Raw genomic sequence first — 21,872 nt, forward strand, 5'->3', positions numbered from 1 at the left:
TTAAATCATAATTATGAAATTTGTGTTTACTCTTTTATCTCTGTTTTTGTTTCAGTGTGCTCTTGCGGTTCAACAGGCTGACAAAATAGATTTATCGGGAATCTGGCGTTTCCAGTTGGATCCGATGGGCTTTGGTAAGATTCCAGGCTCGGAACTTTATCAGACAAAATTGACTGAAACAATTATGTTACCCGGTAGTACGGATCAGGCTGGTAAGGGAATTCCGAATCAAGTAGCTTATGTGGACCGATTGTCACGGAAATATGAATATTGTGGACAGGCATGGTATCAGCGGGAAATTCTTATTCCACAAGATTGGTCAGGCAAGGAAATTATTCTGAATTTGGAACGCTGCCATTGGGAAACTGCCGTGTATGTTGATGGAGCTTTGGTTGGAACCGATGAACGTTTGTGTACTCCTAATCGTTTTGTGCTTACTAAATATTGTACTCCAGGTACCCATATTTTAACACTCTGTGTAGACAACAGAATGAAGTATCCTATGGATGTATGGAATCATACTTTGACAGAACATGCGCAAACTAACTGGAATGGGATCGTCGGAGAAATCTCATTGGAGGCTAAGATGCCTGACTATATAAAGCATGTAAAAGTATATCCGGATATAGAGAATGGACAGGTTACAGCTAAAATATATATCAATTCTTCGGAAAAGGCTGTGAAGGGAAATCTGATGCTTACTGTGTCCGAAAAGAATGGCAAAATTCTTGCTTCCGATTCAGAGGAAATTGAGCTTTCTTCCAACCAGTCTGCTGTAGAAAGAATATTATCGGTTGGTAAGAAATTTAAATTGTGGGATGAGTTTAATCCAGCTTTGTATAATTTGACTGTAGAATGGACTGTAGATGGAAATAAAGCAAGTGTCTGCGAACAGTTCGGCTTCAGAAAAGTTGAAAAGGGAGCACATCATATACGTTTAAATGGTCGTAATATTCATTTACGTGGTTTGCTTGATTGTGCTGTTTTTCCATTGACGGGTTATCCGGCAACCGACGTGGAAAGTTGGCTGCGTATATTTCGTACGGTAAAAGAATATGGTTTGAATCATGTACGTTTCCATTCGTGGTGTCCTCCGGAAGCAGCTTTTTATGCAGCCGATGAGATAGGATTGTATTTACAGGTTGAGTTGCCTATGTGGGTAAAGAATGTTGGTAAATATCCGGAGCGCCGTGATTTCTTTGAAAAAGAGATGTATGCTGTTTTAGATGAATATGGCAATCATCCATCTTTTTTGCTGATGTGTAATGGAAATGAGAATGAGGGTGATTTTACTGTTTTGGAGGATTTGGTAAAGAAGGGACAGTCTTATGACAATCGTCATCTTTATTCAGCTTCTACTGCTCGCGATCATGTTAAATCTGACGAGTTTTACGTTTCCCATCTTACAGAAAAAGGCTGGATTACAGTTTATGACGGGCAGCCCTCTACAGATTGGGATCGTTCCAAAGAGTCGGATATTGATGTACCGGTAATAGCTCATGAATCAGGACAGCGCTGTATGTTTCCTAATTTTAATGAAACATCCAAATATACGGGAGTCTTGGAGCCGAGAAACTTTCAGGTTTTCAAACAGCGTCTTGCTGCGAACGGAATGTTGCACAAGGCTGATGATTTTTTCAAGGCTACGGGCGCTCATACAGTATTGCAATATAAGGAAGTAAATGAAGCATTGATGCGCACGGCTAATTCTGGAGGCTTTCAGTTATTAGGATTGTCTGATTTCCCGGGGCAAGGTAGTGCTTTTGTAGGTATTCTGGATGCTTTTTGGGATAGCAAAGGGTTGGTTACTCCAGAAAAATACAGAGAATCGTGTGCTCCGGTTGTGTTGCTGGCTCGTTTCCCGAAACGTACATATTTGAATTCTGAAAGTTTTAATGTAAAACTCGAGATTTATCAGTACGGTGAAAAAAACTTGGCGAAAGGTAGCCTTGACTGGTGTCTTATAGGAGAAAATCAGAAAGTCATGGCTAAAGGTAAGTTAGGACATGCTATGTTACCTGTCGGAGGAGTTGATTCTTTAGGACAAGTGCAGGTACCGTTACATAATATTCAAGAAGCTGGTAAGTATACATTCAGAGTCTGCTTAGATAACGGCATTCAGAATGAATGGGATATTTGGGTTTATCCTCAAGAAATTAATACATTAGCCAATAATATTCAGTATGTGAATACTTGGGAAGATGCTAAACAAAAATTGGAAAAAGGAGAAAATGTATTGTTTATACCAAGCAAGGTAAATGGTCGTAATACCAAGTTTACCGGACATTTCTGGAATCCTGTCATGTTTAACTGGGATCCGATGATTGTGGGAACTTGGATTGATTCATCTCATCCGGCTTTTCAGCATTTTCCGACTTCTTATTATGCTGACTGGCAATGGTGGGATATTTTGAATTATGGTAAAGCTGTAGATTTAACAGCCTTTTATACACTTGAACCTGTTATTCAGAGTATTGATACTTATGAAGTTAATCGTAAACTGGCTATTGCTTTTGAAGTAAAAGTTGGTGATGGAAAACTTTTTGTGTTGTGCATGGATATCCAAAAAGATATGGATAAACGGATAGCCATGAAACAGCTTTTATATTCGATAAATGCATACGTACATTCTGCAGCTTTTTCTCCGAAAACGGAAGTCCCTTCTTATCTGCTGGATGCTATATTCCTGTCGGAAACAAAGGGAAATACTAAGATTGAAGATAATGCTGCCATTCGTCAGTTACTCAATCAATAGTAGTTTATTGACTTTTTATAGGTAGAATGAGTTTTAATTCTTATTTTTGAATTAAATAAATAACGTTTGTATGAATAAGATTAATCAGTTTCTTGTAGCGTGTTCATTGTGTGCTTTTCCTGTTATAGGACAGGCTCAGCAGGACACTTCCTATTTTGTAAAGCATTTGCAGTTTTCTGGAAATGAAAGCATAGATCAGAAAGTAGCGATGGCAGCCCGTCTGGTTCCTTCTCCGCAGCAGTTGTCCTGGCAGCAGATGGAGTTGACAGCCTTTCTGCATTTTGGAATTAATACATTTACCGGTCGTGAATGGGGAGACGGTACGGAAGATCCTTCTTTGTTCAATCCGACAGAACTGGATGCTGACCAATGGGTACGCACCTTGAAAGAGTGTGGCTTCAAGATGGTACTTCTTACAGCCAAGCATCACGACGGTTTCTGCCTGTGGCCAACCAAGACGACTTCTCATTCGGTTGCTTCTTCTCCGTGGAAGAACGGCAAGGGTGACGTGGTACGTGAGCTTCGTAATGCATGTACCAAGTATGGCATGAAATTCGGTGTATACCTTTCTCCGTGGGACCGTAATGCTTCCTGTTATGGTAATTCTCCTGAATACAATAAGTTCTTTATCGAACAGCTTACAGAGTTGCTGACCAATTACGGTGAGGTGCATGAGGTGTGGTTCGACGGTGCAAACGGTGAAGGCCCGAACGGCAAGAAGCAGGTGTACGACTGGGATGCCTTTTATAAGACGATCCAGCGTTTGCAGCCTAAGGCTGTGATGGCGATTATGGGGGATGATGTACGTTGGGTTGGTAATGAGCGTGGGCTTGGTCGTGAAACGGAATGGAGTGCAACGGTTCTTACTCCGGGTATTTATGCTCGCAGTAACGCAAATAACGAGCGGTTGAATATCAGTCAGCAGGCGAAGGATTTGGGCAGTCGTAATATGCTGAAGGATGCAACGGAACTGTTCTGGTATCCTTCGGAAGTGGATGTATCGATTCGTCCAGGGTGGTTCTGGCATGAAGAGGAAAATGCAAAGGTGAAGAGCCTGAAAGAACTGTCGGATATTTATTTTCAGTCTGTAGGCTATAATTCGGTTCTTTTGCTGAATATACCTCCCGACCGCCGGGGTTTGCTGAACGAAGCAGATGTAGCCCGTTTAAAGGAATTTGCAGCTTACCGCCGTCAGGTCTTTTCGGATGACAAGATTCAGAACGGTAATGTTTCGTGGACTGCTTGTGCGGGTGAATCCCGTTCCTATGCTGTTCGTCCGGAGAATCGGCTGAACGTGGTTCAGGTTCAGGAAGATATCTCGAAGGGTCAGCGTGTGGAGAAGTTTACGGTTGAGGCTTACCGTGACGGTCGCTGGCAGTCATTGGGTGAAGGTACCACCATCGGTTATAAGCGTATGCTTCGCTTTCCGGAGCTGACGGCTGATTCCATCCGTGTCCGTATTGATTCTTGCCGTCTTAGTGCGAATATATCGGATGTATCAGCTTATTATGCTCCAGTTCTTGCAAGCCAATCTTCGGCTGTTGACTGGAATACTCTTCCACGCAGTACGTGGAGCCAGTTGTCTTCTTCTCCTCTTGTAGTAGACTTGGGCAAGCCGGTCTGTCTGAAGGCTTTCACCTACGCTCCTTTGAACGGAGAAGCAAAACCGACAATGGCTTATCATTACCAGTTCTCTGTCAGCGAGGACGGAAAGAACTGGACGGTAGTGGTATCGGATGGAGAGTTTAGCAACATCATGCATAACCCGTTGCCCCAAACCGTGGCTCTTCCGTCAGTAACAATAGTCCGTTATGTGAAGCTGGAGGCCACAACTCCGGATGATGCTCCTGCTGTCATGGCAATGAAGGAGCTTGGAGTAACTGTGGTGCCGGACGAAAAGTAATATATAAATTGAATAGGGAGATTGCGTTAAGTTTACCATTAGGTAATGACGTCCCCAATGTCACATTATAAAATGTAAATATAAAATAGCTCTATCATTTCCCAAAAGAATTTGATAGAGCTATTTTTCAATGAGGAGTTTAAATGAAGAGATTCTTATCCTTGGAATTTATCTTGATATTATTGTAAATTCGATTCTTTTTTATTCCCTTCGCTGTACAATACGTGCTCCGGCCGGTACACTTTCCGTTACCCAGATATTACCACCGATTGTTGCGCCTTTGCCGATAGTGATACGTCCTAAAATGGTCGCATTAGAATATACGATGACGTCATCTTCCAAAATGGGATGGCGGGCGATACCCTTTATCGGATTTCCATTCTCATCAAGTGGAAAGCTTTTGGCTCCCAATGTTACTCCTTGATAGAGCTTTACATTATTACCGATGATACATGTAGCTCCGATTACCACACCTGTACCATGATCGATTGTAAAATGATGTCCGATTTGTGCTCCCGGGTGAATATCAATTCCTGTTTCCGAATGAGCCATTTCAGTAATAATACGAGGAATGAGGGGAACATTCAGCATATATAGTTCATGAGCAATGCGGTAATTGGTAATTGCACGAATAATAGGATAGCAACAGATGATTTCTCCAAAGCAAGTGGCTGCCGGATCTCCGTAATACGCCGCTTCTACATCGGTAGCAAGAATACGCCTTATTTCGGGAAGTTTGCTGATGAAACGAGCTGCGATAGAGGCTGCTGTATCTCGGTCGGGAATTTTTTTTATTGTATCTTCCGAAGGATTGTTTTCTAATCCGAAACACAATCCTGCCTGAATCTGTTCGGTCAGTAAACTAAATAGTTCTTCTACATTGACTCCAATATGGTAATTGATCGTTCTTCGGTGAACAGTGGAGTTTCCAAAATAGCCGGGGAATAGAATTTCACGAGCTAATTCTACAATACGGCGGAGTGATTTTCCTGACGGCAATGGATCGCCATCTTTGTATTGGTGGAACAAACCTTCGTATGAACGATTGTCGGATAGTTCGCTTACTGCTTGCGTCAGGGTATGTGTGTAATCGGATAGACTCATAATACTTTATTTTAGCTTGAAAAACAAAGTTAGTTATTTTCAATAAGTAAGATAAGAGAGGAGAGTGTTTTCCTCTTCCTATATGGATTATAATTGTATTTTTGCAAAAAAATACAGATAATATGGTAGTGAATAAGAAAAATCCTTTTGCTTGGAAAGCAAAGCAGTCAGGAAAGAAAAAAACGAGTGGTAAACGTGTTGGCAAATCAAAACCTGAAAAAGCAAATAATCAGCTGAACAGGAGAGTAAAGTAATCATTCCTCTTTTTCATTTAGTCGAGCAAATGATTCCACCTCCCAAAACTACGTCATCCCGATAAAAAGCGGCGGCTTGTCCGGCTGCAATGGCGGCCAGTGGTTCATGCAACCTGACGTGCAGGCATCCGTCGGAAGTTGGAGCAACTGTACAGCGGTTGGCTTGTTTACGGTAACGTATTTTTACGATGATTTCCTCTGTTGTTTCGAATAAGGCAGCAGGATTTGTTACATGCCAATCGGTAAGATACATTTCTGTTTGTTCCAGTGAACTGAGTGTATCGCTGATTATAATGCTATTTGTTTGTGGAATAATTTCTTTAACAAATAGGGCTTTGTTCAGATAAATACCTAATCCTCTGCGCTGTCCGATGGTGTAGAAAGGATAACCTTCATGTTTTCCCATATAATTTCCGGATTCATCGTAGAAATTTCCGGGACTGATAAATGTTGCTTCTACATGTTTCTTAAGGAAGGTCCGATAGTCCATAGGACAAAAACACACTCCTAGACTGTCACGTTTGTGAGCGGCTTTCAGGTGTCCTCGTTCGGCAGCAATTTCACGTACTTTACTTTTAGTTAATGCTCCCATAGGTAACAACATGCGTTCCAGAATGTCCTGTGGTAGTCCCCACAAAAAGAATGACTGATCTTTGTCGCTATCGGCCCCGGTAGTAATGTGCCAGTATCCGTCAATATTCCGCTTCTGTACGTAATGGCCAGTAGCATAATGATAGATGCCTCTTTCATCGGCAAGTTGTTTCAGCAATGGCCATTTCAGGTAATTGTTACAAAGTGTACAGGGTACAGGAGTACGTCCTGCCATGTATTCATTGATAAAGTAGGAAATAATTTGTTGGCGGAATTTCTCCCGTACATCATAGGCTATGTGGGGGATATGTAACCGTTCACATAATTCACGGGCATCGTCCAGATATTCTGTATTGTTATCTTTTTCATAGAAACGGAAGGTTACGCCGGTTACTTCGTATCCGGCCTCTTGCAGAAGCAACGCAGCGACCGAACTGTCTGTTCCTCCGCTCATACCTAACAGGACTTTTTTGTTTTCTTGCATATTATTTTACGTATGGGCATAAAAAAAGGAGTACCGCTGTACTCCAACCTTTGTTAACCTTAAATCTAATACTATGAAAAACACGATGCAAAGGTACGGACTTTTGGGAAACCTGCAAATATTGCAGCTAAAAAACTATGTTTTATAACATGATTTAAGAATTCACCTTGTTGTTCTATGTTTGTTAACTAAAAGATTTACATCTTTTCTTGACGAGTGTACACTGTTTTCTATTTTGGGTAAGCTAAGCTGGCGGCTTTTCGAGAAAAAAAAGGCCCTCTGTTTCCTTATTATTTCTTTTTTCCGTACTTTTGTGACTTAACTAAAAGAGATAATTATGGAAAATAAGCTGACTATTTATAATACGCTTACCCGTCGCAAGGAACTGTTTGTTCCGTTGCATGCTCCTCATGTAGGCATGTATGTGTGCGGGCCTACTGTTTATGGTGATGCCCATTTGGGACATGCTCGCCCGGCTATTACATTCGATATTCTTTTCCGTTACCTTACACATCTGGGTTATAAGGTACGTTATGTACGAAACATTACCGATGTAGGCCATTTGGAACATGATGCTGACGATGGTGAAGATAAAATTGCAAAGAAAGCCCGTCTGGAACAATTGGAGCCGATGGAAGTTGTTCAGTATTACCTGAACCGCTATCATAAGGCTATGGAGGCGTTGAACGTGCTTCCTCCCAGCATTGAACCGCATGCATCGGGACATATCATCGAACAGATTCAGTTGGTGAAAGAGATTTTGAAGAACGGATATGCTTACGAAAGCCAGGGTTCTGTTTACTTTGATGTGGCAAAATATAACAAAGATTATCATTACGGAAAGCTCTCCGGACGTAATCTGGATGATGTTATCAATACAACCCGTGAACTGGACGGACAGCAGGAAAAACATAATCCTGCCGATTTTGCTCTCTGGAAATGTGCACAGCCGGAACATATCATGCGTTGGCCTTCACCGTGGAGCGATGGTTTCCCAGGCTGGCATTGCGAATGTACTGCGATGGGACGCAAATATTTGGGTGAAACGTTCGATATTCACGGAGGTGGCATGGACTTGATTTTCCCGCATCATGAATGTGAAATTGCCCAGAGTGTAGCTTCACAGGGACATGACATGGTACGTTACTGGATGCATAACAACATGATTACCATCAACGGCCAGAAGATGGGTAAGTCACTGGGTAACTTCATTACGCTCGATGAGTTCTTTACCGGATCGAACAAACTTCTTGCTCAGGCTTATTCACCGATGACGATTCGTTTCTTCATCCTTCAGGCACATTACCGCAGTACGGTAGATTTCAGCAATGAGGCTCTTCAGGCTGCTGAAAAAGGCTTGGAACGTCTGATGGAAGGAGTTAAGAATCTGGAACGTATTACTCCTTCGAAGACGACTACAGGCATTGAACCGGCCGGATTGCGCGAAAAATGCTATGAAGCTATGAACGATGATCTGAATACACCGATTGTAATTTCTCATTTGTTCGATGCGATTCGTATGATTAATACCGTAATCGATAAGAAAGCAACTATCAGTGCTGATGATCTTGCTGAATTGAAGAGTGTATTCCATACATTTGTATTCGATATTCTTGGCTTGAAGGCTGAGGCTGAAAACAATGCTGCACGTGAAGAAGCGTTTGGCAAAGTGGTAGATATGTTGCTTGAACAGCGTATGCAGGCAAAGGCTAATAAAGACTGGGCAACCAGTGACAAGATTCGTGATACATTGGCTGCTTTGGGATTTGAAGTCAAAGATACAAAAGATGGATTTACCTGGAAGCTGAATAAATAAAGGTTCATATTTTTCTTAATAGATAAATTAGGTAAGTAAACGCGGATTTGTGCAGATATAATTGCATGAATCCGCGTTTGTTTGTATTACCACATCGATTATAATAAATTTGGTTGCTTTTTTGCTCTTCACGCCCTTCACATATGTACATAAATGGAGATAATCAGGTTTATTAATAAAATATTTTATAATGACCTATTTACATAATAAATAAATAATAAAGCCTGAATAGAGGGCTAAAAATTTACTAATATAAAAGTTTTTTACCTTATATAAGGTTACATTTTGATGACATTTTGGGCGTATTATTAAAAAAGTGTTCTATAAAATGTATTTTAATTAATAATATGTTTAATTTTGTGCCATTATATTGAAGGCGCATCATAGGATAACTTTATTTTATACACAAACTAAATCTTAGCATTATGGATAAGTACAACTTGAGAAGCTCCAAACATCTGTGGGCTGTCTTCTTAACGGCCGGGTTGTTTGTACCAGGGCTGGTACAAGGAGCAACAGAGCAAGCTTTATCAGAAATTATCAGTATGCCTGCTCAAAAGACGATAACAGGTAAAGTAATCGACGAAACGGGAGAAACAATTATTGGTGCCAATGTTGTAGTAAAAGGAACGACCAATGGGGCGGTTACCGATATGGACGGGCAATTTCATCTGGCAGTAAATGACTATCCGGTTACTCTTACTGTATCTTACATCGGTTATGAAACTCAGACAGTTAAAGTCAGTTCAAGCAAAAGCATTGTCATTACAATGCAAAGTGATAATCAGGTAATGGATGAAGTCATCGTTACAGGATATGGTACTTTTAAAAAATCAGCGTATGCAGGTTCAGCTTCTGCTGTCAAAGCAGATAAAATAAAGGATATTCCTGCGTATCTTTCCAGAGTATGTTACAGGGAAATGCGGCTGGTGTTCAATTCAGCTCTTCATCTGGTCAACCGGGAGCATCTTCATCCATTAACATTCGTGGTATGGGATCGTTCAATGCCAGTAACACTCCGTTGTATGTAATCGATGGAGTACCGGTTATCTCAGGATCTATCGACGCTACAGGTTCTGATTCTGGCTTGGATATCATGTCTACCATCAATCCTTCGGATATTGAGAACATATCTATCATTAAAGATGCGGCAGCAGCTTCTTTGTATGGTTCACGAGCTGCAAATGGTGTGATTTTGATTACTACCAAGAGAGGTAAGGAAGGAAAAGCTTAAGTTAGTTTAAAAGCAGACTGGGGATTTAGTGACTTCGCCATGCAGTATCGTCCGATTATGAACGGTGCACAACGCCGGGAATATATCTATAACGGATTGAAAGAGGGACAGCTAAGAAATGGGGCAACTGAAGAGGAAGCAATAGCCTATGCCGATGACGAAATAGATGACTATGCTCCTGTTCCTTGGTGTGGATATGTAGACTGGGATGATATTTTGTTCCAGCATGGAAGTCATCAAAACTACGAGGCTTCTGTTTCTGGAGGGACCAATAAATTCTCTTATTATTCTTCATTGTCTTATTTAAAACAAGACGGTATCACACTCAATTCAGGTTTGGAACGTATCAGTGGACGTTTGAATGTGGATTTTCAGGCAACCGACCATTTGAAAGTAGGAGCCAACATCTTGTTTGCTAATGTAAATCAGAACGTATATGGTGAAGGAACAAGTTATACATCACCGTTCTATTCAAGCCGTAATGCGGTCGTTCCTTCAGATCCTGTATATAATGAGGATGGAAGCTGGAATCGTGATTTTATCCGTAACAGCGACCGTAATCCTTTGCTGTCGGCTACTTACGACCGGGATAGAGAATATGTAACCCGTACTTTCAACACCATTTACGGAGAATATGAATTTATAAAAGACTTGAAGCTGAAATCTACTTTAAGCTACGACTACACGAATACAAAAGGAGTAAGCTGGAGTGACCCGCGTACTTCGAACGGTGACGATATCAACGGTGGTATGTCGAAAGAATATCATGAACGTCATAAAATGGTATGGGCTAATCAGTTGAGTTATCGATTCAATGTGAAGGAGGATCATCACTTCGATGTCTTGGCCGGTTATGAAATCGATGAACAGTACAGCGATTATTTGTCGGGTTATGCTACCAACTTTGCAACTTACGATAAGACTGCTATCAGTAATGGTATGAAAGTAGAATCGGTGGGTGGATACGACCAGAAAACTCGTCTGGTGTCATACCTGAGCCGTGCCAATTACGATTTCAAAAATAAATATTATCTGGGAGCAAGTTTCCGTACGGATGGAAGCTCACGTTTGGCTTCAGGAAATCGCTGGGGTAAATTCTGGTCTGTTTCAGGAGCATGGAGAATTGCTGAAGAAGAATTCATGAAGCCGATTAACAACTGGCTGACTGACCTGAAATTACGTGCATCTTATGGTGTGAACGGAACTTTGCCTTCCGATTATTTCGGTTATATGGGATTAAGCGGTCTGACCGACGGTTATTTAAGTCAGCCGGGTATCAGCATTTCACAAATTGCGAATGAAGATCTTCAGTGGGAAACCAATCATAATCTGAATATTGGTCTGGATTTTGGATTGTGGAACCGAATCAATGCGACAGTTGAATATTATACACGTACAACCAAGAACTTGCTGATGGATTGTCCTATTTCTTATACTACCGGATTTGGAAGCTATCTGATGAATATCGGTAAAGTAAGAAACCAGGGTGTAGAAGTTGAAATTACTTCCAAGAACTTCGATAACGGTGATTTCAGTTGGACTACTTCATTCAACATCAGCCATAACCGCAACAAGATTCTCGTTTTGGATGGTGAACAGTCAGAAATCATCAGTGGATCACAAATTCACAAGGTAGGAGAATCTTACCGTACTTTCTATCTGATAGAGTTTGCAGGAATCAATCCCCAAACAGGTGTTCCTCAGTTCTATACAAACGATGTCGATGAAAACGGAAATTACATAAAAGAAATAACTGAAGACGCAGCAGAAGCCCATGCTATAGCATTGGACAAACATGCAGAGCCGGCTGTTATCGGAGGATTAACCAATACGTTACATTATAAATGGTTCGACCTGAGCTTCCTGTTTTCTTATCAGTTTGGTGCTTACGGCTACGATACATGGGCACAGAAGACGGAACATGGTGGTAACGACTTGGAAGCTAATATCCCTATTTATTATTTGGATAACTGGAAAAAGCCGGGAGATATTACTCAATATGAAGTTTTCATGGAAGACCCCGATCAGGCCATGAATAAAATTGCGACTACACGCCGACTGCATAGTACAGACTATATCCGACTCAAGACATTGACATTTGGAATTACGTTACCTCAGCACTGGACAAGAAAAGTAGGCATCAACAATGCACGTATCTATGCTTCTGCTGATAACTTGTGGACTTGGGCAGCCTATGATTTCTATGATCCGGAATCTGTTGAAGATGGTAGTGCAACATGGAATACCCCTCCTTTGAAAACCGTAACTTTTGGTATTAGTGTAAACTTCTAATTTAATTTAAAGAACGACAATTATGAAAATATTAAAATATATCACGTTAGGAGTTGTATTGATCGGTGGTATGACATCCTGTGGTAACGATTGGCTTAATCTGGAACCATCTACTTCTATACCGACAGATACCAGCATCAAGGTCTTGAGTGACATTGAGTTTACATTGAATGGTATCTATAGCGAAATGCAGAGTTCGGATGCATATTCTGGAAGACTGATTTATTATGGAGATGCAACGGGCGATGATATGCAGGCTGTATCTTCAACCAAGCGTTGTGCGAACTATTATCGTTTCAACTGGACAAAGGATAGTGGTCCCAGCACTCACTGGTCGGTTCTTTATTCTATTATTACCAGTTGCAATATCATCCTGAACAAGATTGATGAAATTCCCTATGAGGAAGACGAAACAGATTATCGTAACGATTTAAAAGGACAGGCATTGGCTATCCGTGGCCTTGCTTATTTCGATTTAACCCGTATTTTTGGTTATCCTTACACTAAAGACAACGGAGCTTCATTGGGAGTACCTATTATATTGACAGAAACCGACCGCTTCAATAAGCCGGCACGTGCTACAGTGGCAGAATGCTACGATCGTGTTGTTGATGATTTGACTAACGCTTGTCCGTTGCTGGGTGAAGAATTCAACAAAGGAAAAATCAACCGCTGGGCAGCCATGACCTTATTGAGCCGTGTTTATCTTTACATGAATAAAAATGAACTGGCTTTGGATGCCGCCGAAGATGCTATCAAAGGTGCCGAAAGCAACGGTTATGCTTTGTGGACCAATGAAGAATATCCTACAGCCTGGAGCAACGATGCATCTGCCACTCACCCGGGAGAAGTTCTTTTTGAAATCGTAAATGAAACGACAGACAGTCCGGGTAAGGAAAGTATGGGTTATCTGAGCTCAAAAGACGGATACGATGATATCTGTATCACGGTATCGTTTTATCATCTGCTACAACAAGATCCGGACGATGTACGTCTGAAACTGCTGATATTCGATAAGACAAAATATGCCTACGTATACAAATACCAGCCTCAGGAAGGTGAGAATATAGAAGATGCCAATATTCCGTTGATCCGCTTGTCGGAAACCTATCTGAACGCTGCCGAAGCTGCTGTAAAGACAAATGATAACGATAAAGCTGTCGCTTACTTGAATCCGATTGTACGACGTGCTAATCCCGATAATAGTGTAGAAGGAGAAACAATTACACTGGACCGTGTGCTTACCGAACGTCGGAAGGAACTGGTGGACGAAGGTCATCGTATGTTTGATGTGATCAGAAACGGAATGACAGTACACCGTGTGGATGAAACCGATTCTAACTTGGCAAGTACAGAGCATAATACACAGTATATGGATTATGACTGGGATTTCTACAAGATTGTTCTTCCTATTCCAAAGCATGAAATGGATGCTAATCCGAATATGGAACAGAATCCGGGATATGGTGATTAAAACAGATTTAATCACACCATCTTAGCATAATTACCACAAGGTTGTTCCTTAAAAGCTTTTTCCGTACTTTTGGGGAACAACCTTTTTTGTCTTTATAAAACAGATTCATGATGAAAAAAATAAGCAGCTTTTTTTTATTTGCCTTTCTTGTTGTTTTTACTCTGAACCTACAGGCCGGTACATGGGAGAAAAATAAGCATAAAGAAAAACATAAGGTTGAATTGACTGCCGATGGACCTTATGTCTGTTATCAGCCCGACGGGAAAGTCAAGGTTGTCAGAGTTACAACAGAAGGTAAGATTGAAATCCAGGAATACGATACGTTGCCCGATCATTCCGTTTCGGTTGTCAGCCATGATGGAAAACTTCAGTTTACCGTTCCGATTCATCCGGTTGAACGACCAGCCTGGAAATATGAAACGCCGGATAATATCTTAGTAATGTCCGATCCTCATGCCAATTTGGAATGTGTTGTCAGTCTGTTGCAAGGTAACGGTGTCATCGATGATAAACTGAACTGGGCTTTTGGTCATAATCAGTTGATGATTATAGGAGATATTTTCGACCGTGAAAAGGATGCCACTCAGATTTTCTGGCTGGTCTATAAACTGGAAGCGGAAGCAGAAAAAGCCGGGGGAAAGGTCCATTTCTTGTTGGGCAACCATGAGCCTATGGAATTGTCAAATGATTTGCGTTATGCAAAAGATAAGTATAAGGCACTGGCCGACTCACTCGGAATTGAATATGCCAGTTTGTATGGTCCTGAAACAGAACTGGGACGATGGTTAGGAACAAGAAATACGATACAAATTATCGGGGACAATCTGTATGTTCATGCCGGACTGGGGAAAGCCTTTTATGACCGAAACCTTACCATTCCGGAGGTAAACGAAAAGATGAGCGAGGTCTTGTTCCTGAAGAACAAAAAGCGCAAACAAGTATCTCCTTTACATGCCTTTTTGTACGGAAATGAAGGCCCTATCTGGTATAGAGGACTGGTACGTACCGACGAGAAATACAAACCTTGTACGTCTGATACGCTTCAAATGATCTTGCAGAAGTACGATGTCGACCATATTATCGTGGGACATACCATTTTTAAGGATATTTCTACATTTTATGACGGAAAGGTAATTGGTGTAAATGTCAATAATAAAGAGAACCGGAAAAAACACCGGGGACGTGGAATATTGATCGAGCAAGGTACGTATTACATAGTAGGGGATAAAGGGAAAATGCGCAGGCTCTTCGAATGATGTGACAGTTTCACATGCTTTCAGAAGAAGATAGAAAAGTTCTTTGTACCACGACTATATATAGAGATACATTTTGTAAGATTCAGGATGTGTGAAGGCTGTGAAGGGTAAAAAGGCATGAAAAATTAAGAAAAACGACGTATTTGGAGAGATTTCTCTCGATGTTTCTGGAAGATTTGTACAAATTCCAAAATGTTTTGTACAAAAAATAATTCTCTATTCCCGATGTGTAGGCAGTAACCTGCCGGGAGTTAAACGAAAAGCTCGCTACGAATGATGCAGTATATTGCAGCCTGTCATCATTCATAGCGAGCTTATGTTATTTCACGATAGAAGTGAGCGGATGTCTGTTGCCTTTGATATCGGTAAGGAATGCCTTTGCCGAACCGAAGTTCAGATACATATCCAGGCGGACCGGTAAGTGATTGCGGTCATCGGTTACATAAAATGTAATCACCTCTTTTTCCTTGTTGTTTACGTATTCCACGAGCGAGAAAACCAGACAACGGTATGTTACTCCTTGTTCGGAGGTAAAATTTTCCTTTCCTCTATAAATCAGTGTCTGTTTTTCGACGGCACGTCCTGTTGCCATAGAGAATAATATTTTTATTCCCGGTTTGTAGTCGGACGGGTCGTACGAACGAGCTTGCAGCAAGATACTCAGCATATCGTAGACACATACTGGCATTTCGTCGTGTCTTTTATCGGTCTTGCCATATAAAGTACGTTGCTGGTCGACAATACATTTCCCATTCTGGTAACTAAAATGTACTTCGTCTACCGTATAGCGTTTACCTTCTTCGGCCCCCTTTCGGAAATATAAGGGCTCCAGTTGCTTGCTGGTAATGCATGTCAACGTATCACGCATTTTAAAGAAGAAGTCTATCTTCTTGTTCGTGTACGATTGCAGATCTGTTCTCAGGCAAGGCTGTCCTTTATGAGTCGTTTCGTTGACTGTCATTTTTGCCCATCCGGCATTGATCCAGATGAACTTCCAATTAAATTTCAGTTCATAACTCAATGTTTCTCCCGGTTTAATTGCATCGTTTTCAGCTCCGCATTGTGCTTTGGCTGCCATACCTCCCATCAGGAGGCACAGGCATAAAACTATTTTCTTTATCATCATGACCTTCCCAGATTTTTGGCTCGTTCCTTATTTCTGTCTTTTATTTTCTTGGTCTCGTCAGGTTTCTGCTTTTTAATTTCGTCCAGTTTTTGCTTGTCGAGTGGTGTAGCATGTATGTCCCATGTTTCTTCGAACTCGAAATTAGCTTTCATTTCCCATACTTTGGGAAAATAAAATACTTCCTCAGCCTGACGTTTCCCTTCATAGATTCCTGTATCCCATACGCCATTATTGTTGTCGTCGTTGAATAAACGGATATAATACTTGGTACTCGGTTGTAGAAAATAAAAGTCGCAGGTTTTCTTCTCTGTAACTGGCTGTTGGCGAACTACTGCGTCACTGCTGTTCAACAATTGTACGATGGCATGTGGTCCTGCACCTACGATGTTCAGATAAAGCGTTCCATAGTCTTCCAGAGTCTTGACTTTGAGTGTATTTTCTATCTTATCGGAATACAGTCCGTAAATACCTTTAAAGCAAAGAGAATCGATTGTCATTTTATACTCTATACCCGGTTGCCAGTTTGCCAGTATTTCATAACGTCGAGGAGCAATACTGTCTGCCTGAAAGATAAAAGGAATATCTTGCCATACCGAATCGACCATTGTGCTCATGTGAATAGCCGCTGTATCAATGCTTGCTACCGGTTCTTCAAAACTCAAGATGATATTTCTATTCAGGTCGAGCGCTGATGGAGCATCTGTATTGACAGTTAAAAATTCAGTTTCTACCGCTAATGTATCTCCTCTTCTTTCGCGCTTTTTACGTTCTTTTTCTTTTTTCTTGTTTTCTTCTTCGAGCATAGCCAGACGTCTGGCTTTTGGAATTTTGTTTATCATACGTAACGTATCGGTCTTGGGAACCAGTTGCCCCAGTGTATCTGTTGCCAGATAATCCAGTTGCAGGGTCAGTGTATCTCGTTCGCATAATGTAGTGTCTTTTATCCAGTACAAGATACTGTCTTTACGTGGATTAGCTTCAACAATGAGTTCTTTCTCATCGAAATCAAGCCCCTTCAATGTTGGTAAAGTGTCCGATTTCGCACTGAAATAAAGTGAGAACTGAGTTGTTTTCGGTCGCTCGCTTTTCATCAGATACTGAAGATCATTTTCCTCCTTAAAAGCTCTCAGAATAATGTTGTCGGGTAGAAATCTTGTATAATTGATTTGTTTGATGGTGTCGATCTTTGTTGTATCGAGTTCATTCCATACCGTGTCCTGACGTACAGCACCTTCCATACTGGGTACGACAAGAGAATCCTGAAAAGCAATGACTTCTGTTTTTGAGTCGAATAAATAATTCTGATTTCCGTCCATTAAGGCATAGATACGGTACTTGCCGGGTGCGATACCTCGGATGGTAAACTTTCCACGGCTGTCCGTGCGCGAAATACGGTCGAACGGAAGTGTGGTGAAAGCCGAATCGTTCAGGTTTTGATGCAATCCTACCTGAATGCCTTTTATAGGCTCTAAGTCAGCAGCATTCAGTACCGTACCCGAAACCTCCATTGTGTCAATGGTGGGTCCCGTTGCAAAAGCATATGTAAACTGTCCCAGCGGATTACCCTCATTATTGTCTACGATTGCATCACCAAAATCGATGGTATATGTCATATTCTCCTGTAGTGTATCGAAGAATTCTACCAATACTCTTTTTCCGCTTGTCTTTACTTCCGGGCTTTCTTTCTGTGGCGGGGAAATAATCACTTTTTCAGAAGCGTTTTCCAGCTTGATGAATTCATCGAACTCGATAGAGATTTTCTTGCGCGTATTGTTGGTCGCATTCGGTTCAGGAGTAGCACGTACGAACTTAGGCGGTTCCTCGTCGTAAGGTCCTCCGTCGGGTGATCCGGTACTTGCACATGCATAGAATCCGATGATGACCAGCAGTATGGCTATGTATTTAGGTATGGGCTTCATATATTTAATTTTAGCATTTCTTCTATGTAGTCACGATTATTGCTCAGACGAGGAATTTTATGTTGTCCTCCCAGTTTTCCCTTTTGTTTCAGCCAGTCGTGGAATAAATTAGGACGTGCAACAATAATTTCCAGTTCCTGCAATGTAATGTCTTTATGTCGTTTGGCTTCGTAGTCGGAATTTATTTCCTGCAATGCTTTATCGAGTGTATGCCGGAACTTTTCCAGTGAATCGGGCATGACACTAAATTCTATCAGCCACTGATGACGGCATTTGGCATTGGCATCCATGAATACTGGTGCTGCTGAATATTCTAAAACCTGAGCGCCAGTTTCCGCACAGGCACGTGCCAGTCCCTTTTCGGCATTGTCTACCATCAACTCTTCTCCAAAGGCATTGATAAAGTGTTTGGTACGTCCGGTTATGATGAATTTGTACGGATTCTTTTGTGTGAACTTTACTGTGTCACCGATGATGTATCGCCACAATCCGCAGGAAGTGCTGATAACCATTGCATAATTTTTGCCGACTTCCACTCCGGAAAGAGGAACAATGGCTGGAGCGGGATTGTCTATTTCTTCCAATGGAATAAATTCGTAGAAGACATCATAGTCTATCATCAGCAACATGGCCGGGTCATTCAAGTCGCTTTGCAGGCCAAAGAACCCTTCGCTTGCATTATATGTTTCCATATAGTGCATCTTGTCGCTCGTAATCAACTGTTTGTATTGTTCGCGGTAAGGTGTGAAGCATACGCCGCCATGGAAGAATACTTCCAGATTTGGCCATACTTCATTCAGGTGGGTTGCTCCGGTTTTTTCCAATATACGTTTGATGACGGCAAGCATCCACGATGGGACTCCCGACAGATTGGTTACATTTTCGTGAATGGTTGTATCGGCAATACGCTCTACTTTTTCTTCAAATTCGCTCAGTAAAGCAATCTCCTTACTTGGCACACGAATAAAGTTTACCAGTGGATTGATGTTTTGTATCAGAATCGCTGATAAATCGCCTACCAGACTGTCTTTCAGATTATAGTTCGGGCTGTGACTTCCGCCCAGAATCAGTCCCTTGCCGGAGAAAAAGTTACTTTGAGGATTGGAACGGAGATAAAGAGCTACAGCATCGGTACCACCCTGATAATGAATGTGGTGCAATCCGTCTTTGCTCACTGGAATAAATTTGCTCTTATCATTGGTTGTTCCTGAGGATTTGGCATACCATACTACTTGTCCAGGCCATAAAATATTTTTTTCTCCGTGACGCATACGGTCTACGTATCCTTTTATATCGTCGTATTGTTGGATAGGAACATGCTTAAAGTCGTTATATGTGCGTATATTGGCATAATTGTATTTTGTTCCCCATTCCGTAGCAGCGGCGGTTTGTATAAGTTTCCGGAACACACGTTCCTGGATAGCCTCTGCCTGTGTCGCATACTGGTCTATTTCCTTTTGACGCGAAACAAACAGTTTCCCGATTAACTTTGTTGAAACCATTTACTTTTTCTTTTTTCTTATCTGTTCTTACGTGCAAAGTTAGGCGATTTCTTTTTCAATAAAAGATTTTTCCTTAGAGAAAGCACAAATCTACACTTTTTTCTTATAACTTTACCACAAGTAGTGAAAATTTAAAGGTTATGCGAATTGGAATCTTAACATCTGGAGGTGATTGTCCGGGTATAAATGCAACTATCAGAGGTGTTTGCAAGACTGCAATCAGCCATTATGGAATGGAAGTCTATGGTATACATAGCGGTTTTCGTGGTTTGCTTGACGATGACGTCGTGCCGTTGGATGAAAACTCATTGACGGGATTGTTAAGTATGGGAGGTACTATTCTGGGTACATCTCGTGAAAAGCCTTTTAAAAGCAGGCCGAATTCGCCGGTGTCTGAAGACAAACCTGCCATGATGTTGAAGACTATTCACGACCACAAGTTGGATTGTGTGGTGTGTATTGGTGGAAATGGTACGCAAAAAACGGCGGCCAAGCTGGCTGCAACGGGAGTTAATGTGGTAACAATTCCTAAAACCATCGATAATGATGTATGGGGGACCGATATTTCTTTCGGTTTCGATTCTGCTGTAAGTATCGCTACTGATGCGATAGACCGATTGCATTCTACGGCAAGTGCGCATCAGCGGGTAATGGTTATTGAAGTCATGGGGCACAAAGCCGGATGGATTGCGCTGTATTCTGGTATGGCTGGTGGCGGCGATATTATTCTGTTGCCAGAAATACCTTTCGATATTCATCGTATTGGTGATGCAATTATCAATCGTTTGAAGAAAGGGAAACCTTATTCCATTGTAGTGGTAGCAGAAGGTATTCCTACTTTGGGAGGCAAAAAGGCTGCACAGTATATAGCCGAGGAAATAGAATATGAAACCGGATTCGAAACGCGTGAAACAGTATTGGGATACATTCAGCGCGGAGGAGGGCCTACTGCTTTCGACCGTAATCTGGCTACCCGTATGGGTGGACATGCTACTGAACTGATTGCGAATGGACAGTTTGGCCGTATGGTTTCTTTGCGAGGTTCGGAGATAACTTCTGTCCCCTTGTCGGATATAGCCGGCAAGTTAAAGCTGGTAACCGAAGATCACGATCTGGTGGTACAGGGGCGTAGGATGGGAATTTGTTTCGGATAAACTAAGAAAGCCGTATACATTTTGCATACGGCTTTCTTAGTTCTATAGAGTGGGCTTATTTATCTGCTTCCCGGAAGGCAGCTTCTTCAGCTTCTGCGATAATACGTTCTGTATCCTCGAAATGCTCTTCTGGCAATTCAAGTTTCTGAGTATTATCTTCTGCCAATATTACGTTATCTTCCTTTACGGCAGTTGCTGCACATTCTTGTTTACTGGCTTCTGTTTCTTCTTTTTCTCTTTTTGCTTTTGCAGCAAAGATAGCATCAATAAATTGCGGATTGCCTTTTATCTTAGCCAGTGTTTCGTGCGCAGCTTCCTGTTGCGATTCTTTCTTGGAATATCCTTTTCCTGTACCGGCTGCAATATTTTCAACCAGAACCTGTGTCTCAAAAATAGGATTCTGTGCCTCGTCGACTGATTGTCCTGTTAGGTTGAATTCTATGTTAAACTTGTTTTTCTGGCTCCATTCAATCAGTTTCGATTTGAAATTGACCTCTTTACGTGAAATTTTTTCCAGATTCAAGTATTGGTTGATAATTCGTTCTTCCATGAATTTTTTACAGGCACGATAGCCTCTATCCAGATAAATAGCTCCGATAAGTGCTTCGAAGGCGTTTCCACACATGTAACTGTTGTGTGAGGACTGTCGGGTAGTATATATTATTAGTTTATCCAGTCCAATTTGTACGGCTACGCGGTTCAAGGTTTCGCGTTGTACGATCTTGGAACGCGTATTCGTCAGGAAACCTTCTCGTTTACCTTCGAATTTTTTATATACGATATCAGCTACTACGGCATCCAGAATGGCATCACCTAAAAATTCGAGTCGTTCGTTGTTCAGCAACCGTCCTTTTCCAGCCTTAATCGACGATGATTTATGCAATAAAGCTTGCTGGTAGATTTCGATATTCCTCGGATAGAACCCGAGCATCTTGTAAAAACAAAGATAAGGCTCCTTATCCTTACGGAAAAGAAGTCTTATCTTATCTGTTATATTGCTAAACACAG

Annotated in this window: 13 protein-coding genes and 1 pseudogene; 8 read left to right on the top strand and 6 right to left on the bottom strand. The window is 41.5% G+C overall.

Going from position 1 to position 21,872, the window contains the following annotated elements; all coding sequences use genetic code 11:
- The first annotated feature begins 13 nt into the window (after positions 1 to 13).
- Entirely contained in the window at positions 14 to 2,755 is a 2,742-nt protein-coding gene (locus tag WKT12_RS01940) for a sugar-binding domain-containing protein (RefSeq protein ID WP_340318630.1), read from the top strand.
- A gap of 70 nt (positions 2,756 to 2,825) precedes the next feature.
- Positions 2,826 to 4,658, top strand: coding sequence for an alpha-L-fucosidase (locus WKT12_RS01945; RefSeq protein WP_340318631.1), 1,833 nt, complete (start codon positions 2,826 to 2,828; stop codon positions 4,656 to 4,658).
- Between the two features lie 201 nt (positions 4,659 to 4,859).
- On the opposite strand, the gene WKT12_RS01950 is transcribed toward WKT12_RS01945, so the two are convergent.
- Complete coding sequence (locus tag WKT12_RS01950; protein WP_021969885.1) at positions 4,860 to 5,762, bottom strand: serine O-acetyltransferase; 903 nt, start codon at positions 5,760 to 5,762, stop codon at positions 4,860 to 4,862.
- Between the two features lie 122 nt (positions 5,763 to 5,884).
- On the opposite strand from WKT12_RS01950, the gene WKT12_RS01955 reads away from it, so the two are divergent.
- Positions 5,885 to 6,016 (top strand): hypothetical protein, encoded by a 132-nt coding sequence (locus tag WKT12_RS01955; protein ID WP_021969886.1) that lies wholly within the window; start codon positions 5,885 to 5,887, stop codon positions 6,014 to 6,016.
- A 13-nt stretch (positions 6,017 to 6,029) separates the two neighbouring features.
- Here WKT12_RS01955 and mnmA read toward each other — a convergent pair whose 3' ends face one another.
- Positions 6,030 to 7,091, bottom strand: coding sequence for a tRNA 2-thiouridine(34) synthase MnmA (gene mnmA, locus WKT12_RS01960; protein WP_340318632.1), 1,062 nt, complete (start codon positions 7,089 to 7,091; stop codon positions 6,030 to 6,032).
- A 337-nt stretch (positions 7,092 to 7,428) separates the two neighbouring features.
- Here mnmA and cysS point away from each other — a divergent pair, with 337 nt between their 5' ends.
- The 4 genes and pseudogenes from cysS to WKT12_RS01980 all read left to right on the top strand — a co-directional run bounded on the left by cysS (position 7,429) and on the right by WKT12_RS01980 (position 15,163).
- A complete protein-coding gene (gene cysS, locus WKT12_RS01965) occupies positions 7,429 to 8,907 on the top strand; it encodes a cysteine--tRNA ligase (RefSeq protein ID WP_022231708.1) in 1,479 nt (492 codons plus the stop codon).
- Positions 8,908 to 9,452: 545 nt separating this feature from the next.
- A pseudogene (locus WKT12_RS01970) lies at positions 9,453 to 12,433 on the top strand (SusC/RagA family TonB-linked outer membrane protein).
- Between the two features lie 22 nt (positions 12,434 to 12,455).
- Complete coding sequence (locus tag WKT12_RS01975) at positions 12,456 to 13,907, top strand: RagB/SusD family nutrient uptake outer membrane protein (RefSeq protein ID WP_340318633.1); 1,452 nt, start codon at positions 12,456 to 12,458, stop codon at positions 13,905 to 13,907.
- 107 nt (positions 13,908 to 14,014) lie between these two features.
- The gene (locus tag WKT12_RS01980; protein ID WP_340318634.1) at positions 14,015 to 15,163 is read left to right on the top strand and encodes a metallophosphoesterase; all 1,149 of its coding nucleotides are present in this window, start codon (positions 14,015 to 14,017) and stop codon (positions 15,161 to 15,163) included.
- 319 nt (positions 15,164 to 15,482) lie between these two features.
- Here WKT12_RS01980 and WKT12_RS01985 read toward each other — a convergent pair whose 3' ends face one another.
- Genes WKT12_RS01985 through WKT12_RS01995 form a run of 3 tightly spaced genes read right to left on the bottom strand, consistent with a single transcriptional unit; the run spans position 15,483 to position 19,710 of the window.
- Positions 15,483 to 16,286, bottom strand: a complete 804-nt coding sequence (locus WKT12_RS01985; RefSeq protein ID WP_340318752.1) for a DUF3108 domain-containing protein — start codon at positions 16,284 to 16,286, stop codon at positions 15,483 to 15,485.
- A complete protein-coding gene (locus WKT12_RS01990) occupies positions 16,286 to 18,208 on the bottom strand; it encodes an Ig-like domain-containing protein (protein ID WP_340318635.1) in 1,923 nt (640 codons plus the stop codon). The genes WKT12_RS01985 and WKT12_RS01990 overlap by 1 nt, the downstream gene beginning before the upstream one ends.
- Complete coding sequence (locus tag WKT12_RS01995) at positions 18,205 to 19,710, bottom strand: GH3 auxin-responsive promoter family protein (protein ID WP_021969895.1); 1,506 nt, start codon at positions 19,708 to 19,710, stop codon at positions 18,205 to 18,207. Before WKT12_RS01995 ends, WKT12_RS01990 begins: the two co-directional genes overlap by 4 nt.
- A 140-nt stretch (positions 19,711 to 19,850) precedes the next feature.
- Between WKT12_RS01995 and WKT12_RS02000 the strand changes: the two genes are divergently transcribed.
- Positions 19,851 to 20,864, top strand: coding sequence for an ATP-dependent 6-phosphofructokinase (locus WKT12_RS02000; protein ID WP_021969896.1), 1,014 nt, complete (start codon positions 19,851 to 19,853; stop codon positions 20,862 to 20,864).
- Between the two features lie 55 nt (positions 20,865 to 20,919).
- Here the strand turns inward: WKT12_RS02000 and rnc are convergent, their stop codons facing one another.
- The gene (gene rnc, locus WKT12_RS02005) at positions 20,920 to 21,870 is read right to left on the bottom strand and encodes a ribonuclease III (RefSeq protein WP_340318636.1); all 951 of its coding nucleotides are present in this window, start codon (positions 21,868 to 21,870) and stop codon (positions 20,920 to 20,922) included.
- Between the last annotated feature and the right edge of the window lie 2 nt (positions 21,871 to 21,872).

Source organism: Phocaeicola sp. HCN-6420 (assembly GCF_037890145.1).
Lineage (GTDB): Bacteria > Bacteroidota > Bacteroidia > Bacteroidales > Bacteroidaceae > Phocaeicola.